Origin of the sequence: Alkalihalobacillus sp. AL-G, from assembly GCF_030643805.1 — a bacterium.
Taxonomy (GTDB): Bacteria; Bacillota; Bacilli; order Bacillales; family Fictibacillaceae; genus Pseudalkalibacillus.
Window position 1 is genome coordinate 1,242,961 of record NZ_CP094656.1, and the last position, 19,259, is coordinate 1,262,219.

Sequence of the window (19,259 nt, forward strand, 5' to 3'; positions counted from 1 at the left end):
TTTTACTTAAGGAAACATATTTGTTATATTGCATATATTGAAATCATGAATTTTTTTGGTTTAAAACTTGCGTTAGGTAAACAATCTTTGTTAACCGAAATTGGGAGGAGATGAAGATATTATGATTGATTTTTTCTCTACGTTAAGTCCTGTTACTCAAGCATTGCTTGGGACTTTATTTACTTGGGGAATGACTGCACTGGGGGCTGCCCTGGTGTTTACTACAAAAACAATGAACCAGAAGCTTTTGGATGGAATGCTTGGTTTTGCAGGTGGAGTTATGATTGCAGCTAGCTTTTGGTCTTTACTATCACCTGCAATTGCAATGGCAGAGAGTGATGCGTTACCAGCTTGGTTGCCTGCTGCGATAGGGTTTATGCTTGGTGCAATATTTCTGTGGGGAGTAGATAAGCTTATTCCTCACTTACATCCAAATTCAAAAATGGAAGATGCTGAAGGAATTCATCCTGATAAAAGAAGACGAAGCACGCTGTTAGTACTCGCCATTACACTGCATAATATTCCGGAAGGTCTAGCAATAGGGGTTGCATTTGGAGCTGTAGCAGCTGGTTTTCCATCAGCATCGTTGGCTGCTGCAGTAACATTAGCTATAGGGATTGGTATTCAAAACTTCCCGGAAGGTACTGCAGTTTCCATGCCTTTACGTAGAGAAGGGATGTCACGTCGAAAGAGTTTTATGTATGGACAATTTTCAGGTATGGTTGAGCCAATTTCTGCAATAATCGGTGTGCTAGCAGTTACATTAATGGAACCACTTCTCCCATTTGCTTTAAGCTTTGCAGCAGGAGCAATGATTTTTGTAGTAGCAGAAGAGGTTATTCCTGGTTCACAGGAAAACGGAAACAAAGATCTTGCATCCATGTGCTTGATGATAGGTTTCACTGTCATGATGATACTGGATGTTGCACTTGGATAGCTACTAAAAGTGTTTGCCAAAGATGATATATCAGTTTTATGATATTGGAATCATAAATTACTCGGTTTTATTGTTGTGTAACAGACATTTGTTAGAAATTAGTGATAAAATGTTTATAGTTCTAGTTGATGATTCCGAATAGTATCGGAATCTTTTTCACGGATTAACAGGTGTGAGCAAATATATAAGCTTAGCTTTTATACGGAAACTAGTGAATAAAATATGCTGCAACTACCTGATGGTAAGGTTAATTATAAGTACGGGGGATATTTGATGTCTGAAGAAAACATTACGAGAATTGATTTAGATGGCAAGGAAATTATCCTGATCGGGACAGCGCACGTTTCGAAGCAAAGTGCAGAACAGGTAAAGGAAGTCATCGAAGCTGAGCAGCCGGATTCTGTGTGTGTAGAGTTGGATAAACAACGATACCAATCGATCATGGACGGGAACAAGTGGAAGGAAACGGATATCTTCAAGGTGATTAAAGAGAAAAAAACGACATTGCTCTTAATGAACCTTGTCATATCCTCCTTTCAAAAACGCATGGCGAAACAAATGGGGATTAAACCTGGGCAAGAAATGATTCAGGGGATTGAATCTGCAGAAGCGGTCGGTGCAGATCTCGTACTTGCTGACCGGAATATCCAAATCACCTTTTCTCGGATCTGGAATGGGATAGGATTTCGTGGAAAGGCGAAGCTCCTTATGCAGATTTTCTTTAGTATTTTCAGTAACGAGAGCATTTCAGAAGAGGAACTGGAGAAGTTAAAGTCCGAAGATATGCTGAATGCATTACTTAAAGAGTTCACTGAAAACTTCCCAGAATTAAAGAAGCCGTTAATCGATGAACGGGATCAATATTTAGCCCAGAAAATCAAAGAGGCTCCGGGAGAGAAGGTTGTGGCTGTCTTAGGAGCAGCACATGTTCCAGGGATTAAAGAGGAAATCAGAAAAGAACATGATCTATCACGTTTAACCAAGATTCCCCCGAAATCCAAAGTACCTAAAATAATCGGTTGGTCGATTCCAGTGCTTATTCTTGCGGTGGTTGCCTATACGTTCATTGCCAACCCATCTGCAGGATTCCAGCAAACAATAAGCTGGGTTCTATGGAATGGGACGTTTTCAGCACTTGGAGCACTGATTGCTTTTGCACACCCGCTTGCAATCGTTACGGCCTTTATCGCAGCTCCAATAACCTCGTTAAACCCATTGCTTGCAGCTGGGTGGTTTGCAGGAATTGTTCAAGCCTTTTTTAGGAGGCCCAGTGTAAAAGACTTCGAAACACTTTCAGAGGATGTGTTCAGCGCTAAAGGCTTTTGGCATAATAACGTAACCCGAATTCTGCTCGTTGTCGTTTTATCGAACTTAGGAAGCACAGTTGGAACCTTCATTGGCGGAGCAGACGTCATCCGCTTGTTTTTGGAAAACCTTTAGTAAATATCAATATATATATGCTGACACAGATGTGGAATTGGAATCTGGCCAACTTTGTATAGAAGAAGTGACTGGGAAATGATTTAAGTCATAGACGACGATGTTGAAATTGAAGTAACGTAAGGAAGCACATCCTTGAGATGTACTTTTTTATATGGATGCTCAATCTTTTTCTCTATAATATAGGTGCTATTTTTAGGTAATGAATATACTTGAAGAATTGAATAAAAAGGCCAAACGTTTACTTTCGATTGGCTTATTCGATGACGAAATGTTACTTATGGTGGTTGAGTTTTCAAGTAAATCGAAATGCACGTTGTTACACAGGTTTATAAGAAAAGCAATGGTTTGATATGATTACGGGTATTGTTTCTTTTTTCCCTTTTTATGATAGGTGATGTACATGACTCCGGGAAATCGTAGGGGATATATTGTTTATAATTGTCCGGTAGGATATCCGCGTTCAAGTTATCCCGATATGGATGATCGATGTATTCCGAATCACTATTCCGTTCTGATTTCAGTTGATTGACAATTACATTTCCGATCGATCTTCCCAATCGAAGTCCTTCACTATTATCTATCGGGAAATGAACCCCTGCATACAAACGACTATTCGCATCGTCGTTCGCTATTTTTTGAAGCTTTTTTGCTTCCCTCGGGAAAAAGTAGTTTAGTACGACTTGTGCACACCCGGATATTGCTGCGTGTCCAGATGGATAGGTCGGAAAACGAGGTGTACATATCAAGGTTTTCATGGTTGGGTCATATTGGTTCGGTCTTGCAACATCCCAACCATACTTTAATTCCCACACTACAATTAACGTGTCATTGATTGCATCATGTACACTCGCCAATATCCTTGCTGCCTCTGTCGGGGCAACACCATACGTATCAATCAATCGGTCGATGACTGGCGTCCACTGTTTGGTCGGTGCTCCTGTTCCATAATAGATGCCGATCTTTTTTTGTTTAGGGGTAAGGTTCTTCAGTGTATCTTTAACGATAAGTAATTCTCTATCAAAGTCAATCCGGTTGGGATGTGTGATAGGCAGACGCAGTCTTCTTCCTTTTGGATCGGCAAAATTCCCACCTTCATCTCGTTTTAAAAAAGCGAGTGGCCATGAACCTGCTAAAGGGGTGACTGGATCAGTCGGTGGGTTCATTTCCCCAGCGTAAGGTACCTTTGACCAGCGTAAATAATCCTTTCCCAAAAACATTCACCTCCATTTTTCCATATTGCATATTATGCAAGGTAAACAGGATGTGAATGGACGGTTTGACTTTTAGATAAGAAAAGGAAGTACAACTACCCCTGTTAACATCACTGAAACAGGTTGTTTAATTCCACAAGCACATGGCGATAATTGTAAATGATATTAAAATTTCTTTTGCCTAATTTGGTCTGGATCCAAAAAACTTTTATTGGAAAAATGACAGTTGTAAGGAGGGAAGAAAATTGGATTGGGTTGTAATGATTTTGACAATTATGCTTTTTAACACTATCGTTTTTTTTATGAAAAAACATTTAAGGATATCTGATATATATACAACTGTCATATTTGGTTTATTGGTAAGCGCTCTAGTAGATGTTTTTGCGAGTTTTCGTTTACAAGCATGGGGATTTTTTGACCCAAGGATGCCAGATTTTAAAGCTCTTTTGATTTTGCTAGGCATCTATCCTGCGGCAGCTGCAATGATCATCAATTGGTATCCGTATGATTCAGCTCGGGGTTCCAAGCTTGTTTATCTGATTGGATGGGCGATTTTTTCTACAGGTTACGAATGGTTAAGCCTTGAAGTCGGCATGCTGTGGCACAAGAATTGGAACTTATTCTATTCATTCATCCTTTATCCCTTTATCTACTTCATGCTGATCATCCATGTAAGAATATATAGAAGGATGAATGAAGGGAGGAGTATTTCCGACACACACATAAAAGGACCACTGTTCATGCAGGTTTTAGGTAAAAAGACATGACATGACAGCCAACCGAATAGTTGAAACTTGAAAATTGATCGTTCCAACTGTTACGGAGCCGGCCAAAATAATCTTTCAATTGGCTTTCAGCCTTCTCTCCTCTCCTCATGTTTATGTCGGACAGATGGAGGCCCTTCAAACCTTATTTCTGATACGACGTTAAGCAATCATTCCTCCCTTCACTTACAAAATTCCTAGTATAATAATGTTTATCAGACATTCATTTCATGAATAGTACAAGAACAGGAATATTCGAGGGTCTTTTGATGACAAATTTTCCCTCTCATGAATTCTTCTGTTTACCTAATACTTAGTGTAAACGGTGAAAGGAGGGATTCGATGTTTGAGAGACGTGATAATGGCTTACCGAATGGCAATAATACCCCTCGATCGATTCTGCCTCCAAGAGGTCTTACGAATGAAGGGGTGCTCCCGGATGAATTTGCAAGGGAAGTATCCGTGGACTATGATGATTTAAAGGGAATCGATGAGTTGCAAAGAAAAGATAATGATAAAAACGATTAGGATTAAAAACACTTGGCAAAAGTCGACTTCCTTAAAATGAAGGAGTCGACTTTTTTGCTTCCATTAAGATTTTTCTTTCGATCCAATCATCTGGTCAACCGTACCCTCGAAGTAGTCATCTCCCACCTGTTCATGGGTTTCCGCCAACCCCTTTTCTAATTGTGATTTACCCTGGTAATCAGATGGTTCAAAATATTTTTCTGCGACCTTATTATTGTCATCATTATTCGTTTGATTTCTTTTAGGTTCCATTGCCGTTCCTCCTTTCTTATCGATTAGTATGTTGCTTTCTCCACGTATCATGTAACAAACAAAGGTTTAAATTCGTCTTTACATATAGTCTGCGTTTGGGGAAACAATGTTAGCAACGAGGAGGTGAATTTCTTGGATAAGAATGTGATTGGAAAAGACCGCCCCGACGATTACAAACGGTTTGCTGGAATCGATAATGGATATGATTTCAAAAATGCGAAAAGCGAAACCGGACATGAACAGAAAACAACCCAATCCGAAAAATTACGTTACGAAAATGCCGACGAAGTATATGAGTGATAAAAAATTCCCTGCCTTTTGAGCAGGGAATTATTACGTTATTGTCCGATTTGTTGCTGGCACTGCTGCACGAGCTGTTGAATCTGTTGTAATTGTTGCGCTGCATTTTGTTCGCGTTGTGCAATTTGCTGAGGCTGTGCACCCATTTGCGCGTTTCCTTGTTGCTGTGCTTGTTGTTGAGCCTGCTGAAGTTGTTGTGCATTTTGCTGCTCTTGCTGTTGCAATTGCTGAGCGATTTGCGAAATCTGTTGTAGTGTTTGCTTAATTTGTTGTGGCATGAGAAACTCTCCTTTCATTGATTGGTACCGTCATATTGTTGTTATCTCCGAATGCTTTTATTCAACCTTATTAACGGATGTTATATTTGGTTCGTCTGCCAAATGTTGTTCAACATCATGTTCTGGATTTGATGAAATCTACAATTTCAGTTAAATGTTGGTTGTTTCTTTTCTTCATCATCTCATCAGGTCGGAATAGATCTCCGTAATCTTTTACTCGCTGTATGACCTTATCCATTGTAAAATCCGTTGGCTTGAAACCATGTTGCACTTCCTGCCATGTGACGGGTGTCGAAACGGTGGCGTGTTTCGTAGCACGGACAGTGTATGGGACCGCCATTGTCCGGCCTTTCCATAATTGGAGATAGTCAAAATACAATCGATTTCCTCTACGTTTTTTCACACGGTCCAGTGTTATTTTTTTAGGAAGCTTTTCAAGCATATAGTCGGCTATGAATTTGTTGACCTTTCTTGTTTGCTCAAACGGATATTCCGGTCGAACCGGAACGTACACCTGCAGGCCGGATTTCCCTGAAGTCTTGGGGATGCTTTTCAAGCCCATTCCATCTAAAACACCTTTTAATTCCAATGCAATTTTCAAAACGAGGTCAAAATCATCCGTTGAAGGGTCCAGATCGAAAACAAGATCAGTCGGGTGATTCGGACGAGTATACTGATCGAACGGTACGTGGAGCTCAAGGGCTCCATATTGTCCTAGCCATACTAATGTGGCCAGGTCATTCAGAATGATTCGTTCTTTTCCTTTATAAAATGTACTTGGAATCCAGTCTGGAGCATTTGCCGGCAAAGATCGTTTTTCTACTTTCAATCGGTTGAGGCCATGGGGATATAACCAGTACATCAACATTCTGTCTTTCGTATAAGGGAGTATGTAATCGGATACTTCGATTAGATAGCGAACGTAATCGAGCTTGGTGATATGAGCATCGGGCCATAAAACTTTTTCAGGATGGGTGATGGTAATTTCTTTTCCGTCAATATTCATATTGATACCTCTGTTTTTACCGACTGTGTTCATATTTTAGGGCAATACGAACCAAACTATTCCAGAGGTGAACCGAATGGAACCGATTGTACCGATGGAGCCGAAAATTGCTTCCGAGATTCCGACTACTGAAAATTGGATTGCGCAAGTCAAATGGGACGGTGTTCACGTATTGGCCTATAACGATGGGAGTGAAACCCGTCTTTTCAATCGAAAAAAACGTGAGCGAACCTTCAATTATCCTGAACTGACGGATATCCAATCGTTTTGTTCTGCAGAATCGGTCATTTTAGACGGTGAAATCATTGCATTGGGAGAGGACGGGAAGCCGAGCTTTCATAAGGTGATGAGAAGGGACGGGATTCGGAAGTTCGACCGAGTAAAATCGCTGCAGCAACAGGTGCCGATTTCCTACATGATTTTCGATGTCCTTTTTTACAATGGGGAGTGGATGACAAAATGTCCTCTTGAAGAACGGCTCAGTTTGTTGACTGATATTATTGTTCCAAATAGCCATGTCCAGCTTGTCCGGTCCCATGATGACGGTGAAGCCTTGTTTGATACCGTCGTGGATAACGGAATGGAAGGGATCGTCATGAAACGGCTGGACAGCAGGTATTACATCGGGGAAAAGAGGGATGAGTGGCGGAAGGTGAAGAACATCCGTGATCTTATTGCTGTCATCGGCGGATTTACATTGAGCGGTGGTATCGTAAATGCTGTTTTAATCGGGCTTTACGATGAAAAGGGGAACTTTATCTACATAGGTCATACAGGGACAGGAAAACTGACAGCTAGCGATTGGAGGGAGCTTACTGAAAGGTTGCAATCGATCCAAGTGGAACAAACGCCATTTGTGAATAAAGTTGATCGTCATAAGGATGCGATGTGGGTGAAGCCATCCGTTACTGCGAAAATTCATTTTGCAGAATGGACAGAAGGCCGATTTCTCCGCCAGCCAAGTATTCAGGCATTTGTCGATGTTCCTGCTGAAAAATGTGTGCTTACAGAAGATATGAAACGGTGATAGCGTAGCTGGCACTCTTGTACTAAATACGAGGATAAAAGCTGATGCAAATAAACCTACATAATGTTATCTGAACGGGGAATGAAGTGCCTCTTCGTCTAAAATATCTTATAGTTTTGGGAACGTTTTTCGGTATTGATATTCAAATTAATGTGGAATCTTTCGTTCTAAATTTTGTCAAATAATATTCATAAAGATTTCATTGATATCGTACCAGCAATAACATATCATTAATACCGTATGTTGTTATACTTTGTTATAAAACAACATAAAATCACAGTGAAGGGGGAGTTGCATGTTACCAGTAGAGAGGATCGATAAAATCAGGGAATTGATTAAATCTCAAGGAAAGCTGAAAACCTCTGAATTAAGTGAAATGCTTGGAGTTTCTGAAATGACAATACATAGGGATATAAATGCCTTAGTAACAGAAGGCTTGGTTGTAAAAACATATGGTGGATTAGCACTTGCTAAAGATAAAGCGGATGATATTTCAGCAGGGAATATGTGTACATACTGCAGCAGAGAAGTACTTGGTCGGTACGCTTATCGTCTTGTTTTGTCAAATGATCAAGTCGAATCCACTTGTTGTGCGCACTGTGGTTTATTAAGGCATCGGCAATTAGGTGATCACGTAATTCAAGCAATCTGTTATGACTTTTTTATCCATACGGCAGTTAGTGTAAAGCTGGCATGGTTTGTCATGGATACAACCATTGACATTGGCTGTTGTCAGCCACAAGTTATAACATTTTCAAAAAAAGAATATGCAGATGGCTTTGTAAAAGGTTTTGGAGGAATTATATCAACTTTTGATGAAGCGAAGGAAAAAGTTGCTGAAAAGATGAATGGAACATCTTGTTGTCAATAAGTTGGAAGACTTTGAGATCAAATAAAATTCCATCTAATATAGGGAGATGAGGAATAAACGTGATCGAAATCAAAAAGTTATCAAAAGTATTTCAGGGGAATTCAGTTATACAAAAACTGAACCTGGATATAAACAAAGGTGAATTTGTTTTTTTACAAGGGGAATCAGGGTCCGGAAAGAGTACGATGCTTAAAATTTTGTATCGTGATTTAGAAGACTTTAAAGGTGATATTTTTATAGATGATCAATCCATCCGCACACTCCCCAAATATATGATTAGAAGGATTATAGGGGTTATCTTTCAATCTTTTGAGCTATTAGACAGGAAAACGGTAATAGAAAATATTGCATTGGCCGGAGAAGTACTTGGACAAAATGAAGAGATTATTCAAGCAGAAGCAAAAAAGCTTATAGAGAAGGTTGGGTTAAAAGGTAAAGAAAAAGCCTATCCCAATCAATTGTCAGGTGGGGAACAACAGCGGGTGGCTATTGCGAGAGCATTGTTGAACCGTCCGAAAATTTTGCTTGCGGACGAACCGACAGGTAATCTGGATTCGAAAACGGCTATAAAGATTATGAAATTGCTAAGAGAAATTAACGAACATGAAGGTATAACTGTGTTGGCTGTAACTCATTCTGATGAACTTGTTCGTGCTTTCCCGGCAAGAGTGTTGATGATGGACGATGGTAAGGTGAAAGAATATGAACACGCTTAAATATTACCTAAGAGATGCAAGGGAAGGTATTCGCAGGAATGTCAATGCTTCATTGGCAGCGATATTACTCATTATCATTTCTTTATCGATCACAGGTACCTTGTTCATGATAAAAACAGGTGCAGATCATGTCGTTGGCTTTTTAGAATCGCAAGTTAAAATAAAGGTCTTCGTTGATACGGATATGAGTACAGAACGAGTTGCTGGCATTCTTCAATCAAAACAATATGTCAGTTCTGTAAAGGTTGAAACAAAGGAAGAAGCATTGGCTCGAATGCAACAATTTTTCAAAGGTAAAGAATACTTATTCAATGCTTTTAAAGAAACTGAATTACCAGATGCCATCTCTATAGAATTGAAAAACAAAGAAAACGTAGAGTTCGTTGCAAAAGAACTAAAAGATATAGATGGTATTGCGGATGTTATTTATGCTCAAGATTTCGCGAAGAGGGTTATTTCTTGGTCCAATACGCTGAACCAATATGGAATGATCATCTTATCAGTATTTATGCTTGCCTCCTTTTTAACGATAAGCATCGCGATAAATTTAGCGATGTATCAGCGTCAGAAGGATATCAGAATTAAATTGCTGCTGGGAGCAAAAGAGTCACATGTCAGAGGTCAGTTCCTGCTTGAGGGTTTGATTCTTGGTCTGATTGGCAGCATTCTGGCAAGTTTCGTCGTTTATTGTATCTATCAATATGGTTTATATCAACTTCAATTGAAATTCAGCTATATTTTTGAATTCAACCGACTTTATATTAATCTCACCTTGGTATCAGTCATTATCACGGGTGCTCTGATCGGCCTTTTAGGAAGTTATCTTTCCTCAAGGAAGTTGATTAAACATGGGTAAGAAGATTTTATTAACAATAAGTATCGTCTTGTTATTAACTACAACTGTTTATGCCCATGTGTCGGGGTCATTCAAAGACTTTCTTTCTGGAATACAGGATCAACGTTCGACTGAAAAATTAAAAAAAGAAATCCAAAAGACAAGGGAAGAAATTGAACAGTTGACGCCTGAAGTCAATCAATTAGAAAAAGAGTATAGCAAGAAAGCAGAAAAGTCTGTTTTGATGCTTCAATTCTATCGAGCTATCGGCTTGGATACATATATGAAGTTTATTACAAGTTCAAATGATATCGTTGATGTCCTAGCCAACAGAAGATTCGTAGAAATGAAGCTAGAAGAAGATTTACAGGAGCTGAATGATCTTTACCTTTCTTATATGCCTGTGAAAATGGCGAAAAACTCGTTAGAGGGGCATATGGAATTGTTGAAAATGATCGAGGGTAACTTACAGGCTAGACAAACGTTTTTTCAATCACATAAAAATTCAACACCAGAAGAGATGGCAAATATCGCAGTCACTACTTGGGAAGAAAATGCTTCTCATATTGATGATGATTTATACAAAGATTCAAAGCTGTTCAACGAACATATAAAAGAATTTGTGACAAGAAAAACAAGTGATTCACCCTATAGGTTCGTTGATGATTTATTTAATAAAAAAGCAAAGTTAACGTATTTCTTTCGTTCAGATCATATTTATGTCAATTACCATAAAAAAGATGCTGATGTCATTTTGATTGGACAAATTTTTAAGATTGGAAAAAAGTCAGCTAGTTTGCAGTTTGAAGCCGGGTTTCTAAATGGGATCCAACTGTCCAATGATTTATTGAAGAAACTTCCCGGTTTGAAAATAGATTATGGTCATTTAGCACCTGAATCAGAAACATTTTATGTAGAGCAAGTAAATGGTGCGATTGTGATCCAACCAATAGAAAATGCAGTCGAATAGTTTCAATCATTTATAAATGTGGAGGTCAAACCATGAAAAAAGTAATCCTATTTCTATTGTTATTTACATTTGCATTAGGCTCATCTGTTTCAGCACATGTAACGAATGAGAAAACACTGTATGATGATATCCAATTTTCCAAGGCTAAAGAAGAAATTGTTTATTTGCGTGGATTAGATGTTATTCCATATGAACACGGGGTAAAGTTGTATAAGCCTAACGAAAAACTGACAAATAAAGATTTAGCATTCTGGGCTTCTTCTTTTAAAGGAGCTGCCGCTGAAGATGCAAAAAGAGAAGACATTGAAAAAACAGCTCTCAAAAATGGGATTGTTGATTCTCTAGATGGAAATGCGACCTATGCCGATGTCAATCAGGCTTATTTTAACGGACATGCGGCAGTAAGCAATCCTGACCGTACATTGACAAGAGAAGAATTTGCTTTGTTTATGGGAGAATTTTTCAATACGAAAGTAAACGGGAAGACACTATTTGATATGAGTCATGCAGAGCAAGGACCAAACGGCAACATTGAAAAAGTAAAAATGGAAAAAGAGGGTAGAGGGGAAGACGTTACAAAAGTTTTTCATTTCACGATAGATGGTCAAGAGTATAAAGTGAGCCCCCATCCTAAGATGTTATATGGACCTACAGACCTTTCCCAGTGGGAAGGAAAGAAGGTAAAAGATTCATGGCTGATGGGACATGGCGATGAAGAAGTGCTTCAAATTGTCAAATTAGAAAAAGGACAATTTCTTGATAATGAGAATGAAGACCAAAACAGCAATAGTACGGAGCATAGAGAGGATGCAGGCGAAGCCCAATCCGGCACTACAAGTGAGGAAACTTCCCTTCCGATTGTCCCACTTATCGGTGGTGCTATCCTTCTGGGCATAATGATATGGTTATTCGTTAAAAAGAAAAAATAAAACATTTAGAGCTAAACTTGAATTATTGAATACGCAGTGAGCTCGCAACATATTTAGTGATGGGTACAGGAGACTGTGAAGTTGAGCAGACGACTGATGATGCTGCAATTGGAGCAGTATTAGCTCAAGGTGTGACATCGAAGGGAGAATATGAACACGATGGTGTGATGCTTTCAGATGAAACCGGCAAGTTTAACACAAGGACGATATGACACAGAGCCGACCATACATTCGTCATTCATCCAACAACAAACGTAACCCGTGGTGACTTTGCAGTCGAAATGTCACGTTTCTTCAATAATTATTAGTCAACCATTCATACTTCAATAATGGCGCAATTTTATTAAAATGAGATGTGTCTTTTTGGTTGATAACAAATTTCCCCTCTCATAATTTCATTTGAATACCTGAAACTTAAAGGTGTAAAGAAAGGAGGGATTGGATGTTTGAAAGACGTGATAATGACTTGCCAAAAAACGATAGCCCAAGAGATCGATTCTACCTCCAAGAGGGCTTACAAATGAAGGGTTGATTCCCGATGAATTTGCACGGGAAATATCCGTGGATTACGACGGTCTAAAAGGAATTGATGAGTTGCAAAGAAAAGATAATGATAAGAAAGATTAGGATAAAAAACCTTAAAGATTGGATTGGAAAAAGTCGGTTTCCTTAAGATGAAGGAGTCGACTTTTTTACTTCGAATTAAGGTTGTTCTTTCGTCCTAATCATCTGGTCAACCGTACCCTCGAAATAGTCATCTCCAACCTGTTCATGGGTTTCCGCCAACCCTTTTTCCAATTGTGATTTACCCTGGTAATCAGATGGTTCAAAGTATTTTTCCGCGCCCTTATTACTGTCATCATTATTCGTGTGATTTCTTTTATGTTCCATTGCCTATTCCTCCTTCCTTATCGATTAGTATGTTTCTTTCTGCATGTAACATGTAACTAACAAAGGGTTGATTCGTGTCTATTTACATATTGTCAGCAATTGAGGAAACAATGTTAGCGACGAGGAGGTGAATACCATGGATAAGAATGTGATTGGAAAAGACCGCCCCGATGATTACAAACCGGTTGCTGGTATCGACAAGGAATCTGATTTTAAAAATGTGAAAAATGAAACCTTACACGAACAGAAGGCTACGCATTCAGAAAAAATACGATATGAAAATGCAGATGAAATATATGAGTGATACAAAAATCCCCTGCCTTTTTTAGCAGGGAATTATTACGGTTATTGTCCTAGTTGTTGTTGACACTGTTGTACTAGCTGCTGACCACCAGAGGTAGAAAATATAATCAGAGTAAAGAATACAGTCGGAAACCACTAAAAGCTACCCCTCAAGATATAATATAACGACCGAATAACCCAACTTTTGAGAATATATCAACTAAGTTGTCCAAATCTTCCTTCAGTAGTTATAAAGATAGAAGTATGGAGGATGTGTCATTGCCTTTATTTAGTAAATTAGTAATTGATCGTATTAATAAATAGTGAAATAAAACTAGGGATATTTATCTGTATTAGTAAAATATTAACTAAATTATTTAAAGATTGTAAATTTAATAGTATGCTGGTTTAGTGATAAATTTCCTGTTGATAAAAAGAAAATTATTAAATTGTTCAGTTTGTAGAAAGCACTATTTACATCAATTGTTTTTCAAAGTAAAGAATGCCTAGTTCAAGGGGTGGAAGGACATGAATTTTAGAAAATGTTTGTTGTTTACCTTAATGTTAATTGGGATGATCTTCGTTAATTTTGAGGTTGTTAATGCGAATACTTTATATTTTGATGATGTGAGACCTAATTCAGAAAGGTCGGAGGATTGGATAGCAGCAGGATCTTCCACTCACACCTTCAGTAAATATGGATATGGTTATTCATATGCTAGAGTTGTTTCACCATCTGGGTATGTTAAAGACTTTCATCTAAGTTTTGAACCATCGGATTTAGGAAGAGCGCTTACCTATGAAATTATAGCTATTCCAAGGAAAAACATTACGCCTATTGAACAAAGAGAATATTATAATGTCATTATTCGTTGGGCTGACACAGGAGAAGTGGCTAGAGCGTTAGGTGACAAATATTGGGAGGGTATGGATTTTACGACACTCGTTCCTTACTATGAATTCAATCCGCATCCAAATTATAACAGCTATGATGGAACTGTTGTAGAATGGCAAGGGATTTTTTCATTTTTTGATGATTATGCCAAAAATCAATCTTTTACTTATAAACTAGCCCTAGATGATAGTGACTTATTTATTTTAAGTTCGAATTCGGATTTCACAATTGATGATTCAGTCCCTGGACAGATTACAGTTTCTACGGTAGACTCAGCGCCATTTGTGTACTTGGATGATCATTCTAACGTCAAAGAGACTTCTTCAGGAAGTGTGACATTCAGCTACTATAATACATATGGATTTAAAGAGGCTAGTAATCTTGTAAAAGATCATTACGATAATTTGTATGCACCAATCTCAGGATTAGAAGGATCCGAATCCCTTTCACGGATCGATACGACTGTAAGGGACATTGCTTCCTTCATTGCAGATCCAGTAGATACTGCTTCAGGAGCACAAGTTTTTAGTTATGACTTGTTATCAATTAATGGTGCAATACCTATTGAGTTTAAAATGCAATATAACTCATTATTACTCAATAACGGGTCTTTAGGTATCGCATGGGAACATAATTTTGAAACGTATTTGGAAGAACAAAATAATGAAGTGATTGTACACTGGTCGGCAAATAGGAAAAATATTTACCAAGATAATGGTGACCAAACATTTACCTCTAGTGATAATACAGCAAAGTATGATGTATTAATCAAGAATACCACTGGTCAGTATACGTTAACCAGGAAGGATCAAAAGAAGTATATATTTAATTCAAATGGACAGCTCATAGAGATACATAATGGGAAAGGTCAACATTTAACTTTAAACTACAACGTTGACAACACTCTTACCAAGGTAGAAGAGCCGATATCTTCTAAAGCGATCAATTTTCAATATAACAGTGATGGATTACTAGAGTCAGTTACTGATTCAGCCAATCGGATGGTCTCTTTTATTTATGAAAATGGTGTACTTAATAGTTTTACATCACCAAAAGGAGATACATGGAGGTTTACTTATAATGAACTTGGACAAGTCTTAACGGCCACTGACCCTAACAGCAATTTATTTCTTGAGAATGTCTATGATGATGAAGGTCGTGTGATCAGACAAGACGATAGTAGAAGTGGTAATCAGCTGTCCTACTTCGAATATGATGAAATTTCAAAGCCGGGATATTCCATCACTAAAGTGACAGATAGATTGGGGAATACGAAGGTACTTTATCACGATAGATTATTACGACTGGTTAAAACCGAAGATCAAGAGGGATACACTAAAACATTCGAGTATGATCTGGAAGGGAATTTATTAAAAGAAACAGATGAGAATGGTCATACGACCACATTTACGTATGACGAACGAGGGAACGTGCTGACAGAGACCGATCCCGCAGGAAATGTAACGACGATGACTTATGATGAACAAAATAATAAGTTATCGATTTCGAACGCTTTGAATGAAACAGTAACGTATACCTATAATGAAGACAATAATCTTTCAAGTGAGACAAACCAAATTGGGCATAAAACTATCTATGACTATAACGATGATGGGCTACTAATAAAGGAAACCGATCCCAAAGGAAGAATAACGCTATACAATTATACGAGTGGTCTATTATCAGAGAGCGTTGACCCTAGAGGATACAGTACCACTTATGTATATGATGGAGCTGGGCGTGTGAATCTTGAAACAAACGCCTTAGGTGGTACTACGGAATATCGGTATGATGAGGATAACAATTTAACCTATATTAAAGACCCATTAGGTCATATTACATCATACACGTATGATTTCAATGGCAACAAATTAACTGAGACGGATGCTAAAGGAAACACTCATACGTACGAATATAATGCAAATGGTAAGCTGCGTTTTGAAACTGACAAGTTAAACAGGGTGAAAGAGTATGTATATGATGGTGAAGATCGATTAATCGCAACCATTAATCCAGATGGAACGAAAGAAGAGTATATCCTTGATAAAAAAGGTAATGTCATTTCTTCTCTGGATGAAAATGGCAATGGTCCGACAATGCAGTATGACGGTGTCGGTAATGTTTTATCTGTAACAGATTCTAGTGGGAATACAACTTCGTTTGAGTATGATGATAGAAACAATTTAATTAAAAAGATTGATGCGAGGGGCTTCATCACACAATATGCTTATGATGCTGTAAATCGTATAGGACAGGAGATTGATGCAAAAGGTAATTCCGTTCATTATACCTACGACGGTGTTGGAAATCTATTATCATTTAAAGACGAGGAAAATAATGTAACATCGTATCAATACGACGAACTAAATCAAAAAACTTCAGTGATATTCCCGGATAATAACACCATTTCTTACACGTATGATCAAGTAGGCAATCAAACATCTGTTATAAAAAGTGATGGTTCGACTGTAAGTTATGAGTACAATGCGTTAAATGAGTTATTTGCGGTTGTAAACGAAAATGGAGATAGGACCGAATATGAATATGATCCAGTTGGCAACCTTTCTTCTATCACCGACCCCCTTCAGCAGACGAAAACATTTGAATATGACGAGCTAGGAAGAGTAGTCAAAGTTACAGATCCTCTAACCAATGTTACTTCGTATGGTTACGATAGTGTTGGAAATCTTATATCTAAAACCGATGCAGCAGGTGCTACGGTAACGTACCAGTACGATCAACTTGATAGACTTACAACAACCGCTTATCCTGATAGTAGTACTATAATCTATGATTATGACAATGCGGGTAACCGTACTCTCATGCAGGATCAGTCCGGAGAAACGAGATTTTATTATGATAAAAAGAATCAGTTGACTGAAATTAGTTATCCTGGAAGTGTATCTGTCAAATATACGTATGATTCTGCCGGAAACATTGATTCATTAACTTATCCCGACAATACTGCTGTAACTTATAAATATGATGAAAATAATCGATTAATAGAAGTAACGGATTGGAATGGGAAAACAAAAAAAGTAAGTTATAATAACCGTGGCTTGAAAGAATCCATTACTTTACCTAATAACTTGCAAGCAAGCTTTTTATATAACAATGTCGGAAAAGTAACAGAAGCGTCTTATGCGAACCAAGAAAGTATAGTTTCTCAGCGTAAGTATCAATATAACTCAGTTGGTAATAGGATTTCAGAAACGGACGAACAAGGAAGAACTCGCCAATTTTCTTATGATCCACTAGAGCAAGTGACAAAGGTCATCTATGAAGATGGAAGTGAAGTGCATTATTCTTATGATTCAGTTGGTAATCGTACCGACATGATTACCGGGGAGCAACATCTCGCTTATATTTATGATGAAGCAGGCCGTTTGTCTTCCATACAGAATCCTCTAGAAAGTGACATCAACTATGTTTTTGATGTTAACGGCAATCTAAAACAAAAAGGCGATATTGATTATACCTTTGATTTTGATAACCGTTTAACCGAAGTGAAAAGTCCTGCAAGCACGACAACATACATCTATGATGGAGACGGAAACCGTACTGAAAAGATTGTCAATGGTGTAAGTACTCGATATATTTATGATTACACGACATCTGTTCCACAATTATTAGCAGAGTTAGATTCGGAAAATCAGGTTGTGGCAAAGTACAATGATGAAACAGTTGTAAGAATAACTGAAACAGGTGAAGTGTATGAATACCACCTTTATGATGCTCTCGGCAGTGTCATTGCCATCGCTGATGCAGATGGAACCGTGGTCTCGACTTATGACTATGATATCTTCGGGGGGATAAGAGGACTAACGGGAGATACCGGTAACACAAGGACCTTTACTGGAGAACAATGGGATGAGGACACCGGATTATTCTATCTTCGTGCTCGTTATTATGACCCGAACACAGGAAGGTTTATAAGCAAAGATCCATTCTCAGGATTCATCAAAGATCCAAGATCACTGAATCAATATGCTTATGCTTATAACAATCCAACCAACCTGACGGATCCGACAGGAGAAAATCCATTTCTTATCGGTTGGGCTGTCCGATCAATCGTTGGTATCGGTCAGGATTACGCAATCGCAAAAATCACCGGTAACGAATTTAACCTCGGGAAATCAGTGAAAGACAATGCCCTGGGCAGCATGTTCGGTTTCAATAACTTCAGAAAATTAAACAAGTTGAGTTTTGTCAAAAAGGGAACTAAGGGTACAGGTAAATCTATATGGCCTCCTAATAATGGGTCAGTAGTTGGTACTGAGAAAAAAGTTGTTTTGCAACCAGGTTATCAATTCGATAGATATGGTTTAAACAGTGGTTCATATGTTTCTCCTATCGGAACTCCATATGAAATGAGATCATTAAAGCCAGGAACGGAACTTATGCCATATAAGAAGTTCGAAGTAGCTAAACCTGTTAGAGGAGAAGGAAGTATTATAGCCCCTTGGTTTGAACAACCAGGAGGGGGAATGCAGATTAAATTAAATAATACAGTTCAGGATTTATTAGATAATGGCAGTATAAGAGAGGTGAGAAAAAAGTGACTCTAATTGAATTACAAGAAAAGCTAAATACAATGAAAATACCACAAAATTTTTATAGCCTAGATGGTGGATTACCCAATGAAGCGTATTGTATAGGTTATAACAAAGGCAAATGGGAGGTTTATTATAGTGAAAGAGGCAATAAAACTGATTTGAAAAAATTCCAGTCAGAAAATGAAGCCTGTAATTTTTTCTATATCTCATTCACAAAATTAATGAAACAAATGGATTTTCTATAATTAAATTTCTATTAAACCTAATATTAAAAATGAGTATAAATTTAGGAAACCTTGAATGGCTATATGCCTTTCAAGGTTTTTTGTGATTTAAACATCTTTAGGATTAAATCAGCTTGAATCAAAATCTCATGATGGAAAGCAGGCTTACGAGATTGGTTGCAGTGACTAAAAAGTAAAACTGCCACACTAACTACTCGATTTATATTTGCACACGAGAATGACAAAGCTCGTAATGCTAAATGTGGTAACATACACTCACATAAGGCAAGTAAACAAAAAGAAATAAGGATTGTTGAGTGGGACAAAACGAAAATGATTTGTTT

The 19,259-nt window shown here is 38.0% G+C and carries 18 protein-coding genes and 2 pseudogenes; 15 read left to right on the top strand and 5 right to left on the bottom strand.

Annotation, left to right across the window (positions count from 1 at the left end; translation table 11 throughout):
* The first annotated feature begins 121 nt into the window (after nucleotides 1–121).
* Nucleotides 122–937 (top strand): ZIP family metal transporter, encoded by an 816-nt coding sequence (locus MOJ78_RS06380; RefSeq protein ID WP_304980362.1) that lies wholly within the window; start codon nucleotides 122–124, stop codon nucleotides 935–937.
* 273 nt (nucleotides 938–1,210) lie between these two features.
* Complete coding sequence (locus MOJ78_RS06385; RefSeq protein ID WP_304980363.1) at nucleotides 1,211–2,377, top strand: TraB/GumN family protein; 1,167 nt, start codon at nucleotides 1,211–1,213, stop codon at nucleotides 2,375–2,377.
* Between the two features lie 329 nt (nucleotides 2,378–2,706).
* Here the strand turns inward: MOJ78_RS06385 and MOJ78_RS06390 are convergent, their stop codons facing one another.
* Nucleotides 2,707–3,591, bottom strand: a complete 885-nt coding sequence (locus MOJ78_RS06390) for a vanadium-dependent haloperoxidase (RefSeq protein WP_304980364.1) — start codon at nucleotides 3,589–3,591, stop codon at nucleotides 2,707–2,709.
* Nucleotides 3,592–3,836: 245 nt separating this feature from the next.
* Here MOJ78_RS06390 and MOJ78_RS06395 point away from each other — a divergent pair, with 245 nt between their 5' ends.
* Together MOJ78_RS06395 and MOJ78_RS06400 are read left to right on the top strand one after the other, a co-directional pair.
* Complete coding sequence (locus MOJ78_RS06395) at nucleotides 3,837–4,358, top strand: CBO0543 family protein (protein WP_304980365.1); 522 nt, start codon at nucleotides 3,837–3,839, stop codon at nucleotides 4,356–4,358.
* A 339-nt stretch (nucleotides 4,359–4,697) separates the two neighbouring features.
* Entirely contained in the window at nucleotides 4,698–4,883 is a 186-nt protein-coding gene (locus tag MOJ78_RS06400; protein ID WP_304980366.1) for a hypothetical protein, read from the top strand.
* Between the two features lie 63 nt (nucleotides 4,884–4,946).
* Here MOJ78_RS06400 and MOJ78_RS06405 read toward each other — a convergent pair.
* A pseudogene (locus MOJ78_RS06405) lies at nucleotides 4,947–5,120 on the bottom strand (YozQ family protein); the annotation flags it as partial.
* 147 nt (nucleotides 5,121–5,267) lie between these two features.
* Between MOJ78_RS06405 and MOJ78_RS06410 the strand changes: the two are divergent.
* The gene (locus MOJ78_RS06410) at nucleotides 5,268–5,435 is read left to right on the top strand and encodes a hypothetical protein (RefSeq protein ID WP_304980367.1); all 168 of its coding nucleotides are present in this window, start codon (nucleotides 5,268–5,270) and stop codon (nucleotides 5,433–5,435) included.
* Between the two features lie 38 nt (nucleotides 5,436–5,473).
* Here the strand turns inward: MOJ78_RS06410 and MOJ78_RS06415 are convergent, their stop codons facing one another.
* The gene (locus MOJ78_RS06415; RefSeq protein WP_304980368.1) at nucleotides 5,474–5,713 is read right to left on the bottom strand and encodes a hypothetical protein; all 240 of its coding nucleotides are present in this window, start codon (nucleotides 5,711–5,713) and stop codon (nucleotides 5,474–5,476) included.
* Nucleotides 5,714–5,828: 115 nt separating this feature from the next.
* Nucleotides 5,829–6,719: a non-homologous end-joining DNA ligase gene (gene ligD, locus MOJ78_RS06420; RefSeq protein WP_304980369.1), complete on the bottom strand. Its 891-nt coding sequence runs from the start codon at nucleotides 6,717–6,719 to the stop codon at nucleotides 5,829–5,831.
* A 76-nt stretch (nucleotides 6,720–6,795) separates the two neighbouring features.
* Here ligD and MOJ78_RS06425 point away from each other — a divergent pair, with 76 nt between their 5' ends.
* From MOJ78_RS06425 to MOJ78_RS06455, 7 genes are all read left to right on the top strand, one after another.
* Nucleotides 6,796–7,746 (top strand): ATP-dependent DNA ligase, encoded by a 951-nt coding sequence (locus MOJ78_RS06425; protein ID WP_304980370.1) that lies wholly within the window; start codon nucleotides 6,796–6,798, stop codon nucleotides 7,744–7,746.
* Between the two features lie 295 nt (nucleotides 7,747–8,041).
* A complete protein-coding gene (locus MOJ78_RS06430) occupies nucleotides 8,042–8,617 on the top strand; it encodes a DeoR family transcriptional regulator (protein ID WP_304980371.1) in 576 nt (191 codons plus the stop codon).
* 59 nt (nucleotides 8,618–8,676) lie between these two features.
* On the top strand, nucleotides 8,677–9,333 hold the full coding sequence (locus tag MOJ78_RS06435) for a cell division ATP-binding protein FtsE (RefSeq protein ID WP_304980372.1): 657 nt from the start codon (nucleotides 8,677–8,679) through the stop codon (nucleotides 9,331–9,333).
* Entirely contained in the window at nucleotides 9,320–10,189 is an 870-nt protein-coding gene (locus MOJ78_RS06440; RefSeq protein ID WP_304980373.1) for a cell division protein FtsX, read from the top strand. Before MOJ78_RS06435 ends, MOJ78_RS06440 begins: the two co-directional genes overlap by 14 nt.
* Nucleotides 10,182–11,138 carry a coiled-coil domain-containing protein gene (locus tag MOJ78_RS06445; RefSeq protein ID WP_304980374.1) on the top strand — a complete coding sequence of 319 codons (957 nt, stop codon included), beginning with the start codon at nucleotides 10,182–10,184 and terminating at the stop codon, nucleotides 11,136–11,138. The genes MOJ78_RS06440 and MOJ78_RS06445 overlap by 8 nt, the downstream gene beginning before the upstream one ends.
* Nucleotides 11,139–11,170: 32 nt before the next feature.
* Entirely contained in the window at nucleotides 11,171–12,067 is an 897-nt protein-coding gene (locus tag MOJ78_RS06450) for a hypothetical protein (RefSeq protein WP_304980375.1), read from the top strand.
* A 59-nt stretch (nucleotides 12,068–12,126) separates the two neighbouring features.
* On the top strand, nucleotides 12,127–12,279 hold the full coding sequence (locus tag MOJ78_RS06455) for a hypothetical protein (RefSeq protein WP_304980376.1): 153 nt from the start codon (nucleotides 12,127–12,129) through the stop codon (nucleotides 12,277–12,279).
* Nucleotides 12,280–12,769: 490 nt separating this feature from the next.
* On the opposite strand, the pseudogene MOJ78_RS06460 reads toward MOJ78_RS06455, so the two are convergent.
* Nucleotides 12,770–12,943: pseudogene (locus MOJ78_RS06460) on the bottom strand (YozQ family protein); the annotation flags it as partial.
* Between the two features lie 151 nt (nucleotides 12,944–13,094).
* Between MOJ78_RS06460 and MOJ78_RS06465 the strand changes: the two are divergent.
* From MOJ78_RS06465 to MOJ78_RS06475, 3 genes are all read left to right on the top strand, one after another.
* A complete protein-coding gene (locus tag MOJ78_RS06465) occupies nucleotides 13,095–13,262 on the top strand; it encodes a hypothetical protein (RefSeq protein WP_304980377.1) in 168 nt (55 codons plus the stop codon).
* Between the two features lie 506 nt (nucleotides 13,263–13,768).
* Nucleotides 13,769–18,697: a glycohydrolase toxin TNT-related protein gene (locus tag MOJ78_RS06470; protein WP_304980378.1), complete on the top strand. Its 4,929-nt coding sequence runs from the start codon at nucleotides 13,769–13,771 to the stop codon at nucleotides 18,695–18,697.
* A complete protein-coding gene (locus tag MOJ78_RS06475) occupies nucleotides 18,694–18,936 on the top strand; it encodes a hypothetical protein (RefSeq protein ID WP_304980379.1) in 243 nt (80 codons plus the stop codon). The genes MOJ78_RS06470 and MOJ78_RS06475 overlap by 4 nt, the downstream gene beginning before the upstream one ends.
* Nucleotides 18,937–19,259 lie beyond the last annotated feature (323 nt).

Bases quoted from the DNA above. Each gene is read 5' to 3' on its own strand.
- MOJ78_RS06445 (WP_304980374.1), top strand. From the start codon at position 10,182: ATGGGTAAGAAGATTTTATTAACAATAAGTATCGTCTTGTTATTAACT.
- MOJ78_RS06380 (WP_304980362.1), top strand. From the start codon at position 122: ATGATTGATTTTTTCTCTACGTTAAGTCCTGTTACTCAAGCATTGCTT.
- MOJ78_RS06455 (WP_304980376.1), top strand. From the start codon at position 12,127: ATGGGTACAGGAGACTGTGAAGTTGAGCAGACGACTGATGATGCTGCA.
- MOJ78_RS06385 (WP_304980363.1), top strand. From the start codon at position 1,211: ATGTCTGAAGAAAACATTACGAGAATTGATTTAGATGGCAAGGAAATT.
- MOJ78_RS06440 (WP_304980373.1), top strand. From the start codon at position 9,320: ATGAACACGCTTAAATATTACCTAAGAGATGCAAGGGAAGGTATTCGC.
- MOJ78_RS06425 (WP_304980370.1), top strand. From the start codon at position 6,796: ATGGAACCGATTGTACCGATGGAGCCGAAAATTGCTTCCGAGATTCCG.
- MOJ78_RS06470 (WP_304980378.1), top strand. From the start codon at position 13,769: ATGAATTTTAGAAAATGTTTGTTGTTTACCTTAATGTTAATTGGGATG.
- MOJ78_RS06430 (WP_304980371.1), top strand. From the start codon at position 8,042: ATGTTACCAGTAGAGAGGATCGATAAAATCAGGGAATTGATTAAATCT.
- MOJ78_RS06400 (WP_304980366.1), top strand. From the start codon at position 4,698: ATGTTTGAGAGACGTGATAATGGCTTACCGAATGGCAATAATACCCCT.
- MOJ78_RS06450 (WP_304980375.1), top strand. From the start codon at position 11,171: ATGAAAAAAGTAATCCTATTTCTATTGTTATTTACATTTGCATTAGGC.
- ligD (WP_304980369.1), bottom strand. From the start codon at position 6,719: ATGAATATTGACGGAAAAGAAATTACCATCACCCATCCTGAAAAAGTT.
- MOJ78_RS06415 (WP_304980368.1), bottom strand. From the start codon at position 5,713: ATGCCACAACAAATTAAGCAAACACTACAACAGATTTCGCAAATCGCT.
- MOJ78_RS06465 (WP_304980377.1), top strand. From the start codon at position 13,095: ATGGATAAGAATGTGATTGGAAAAGACCGCCCCGATGATTACAAACCG.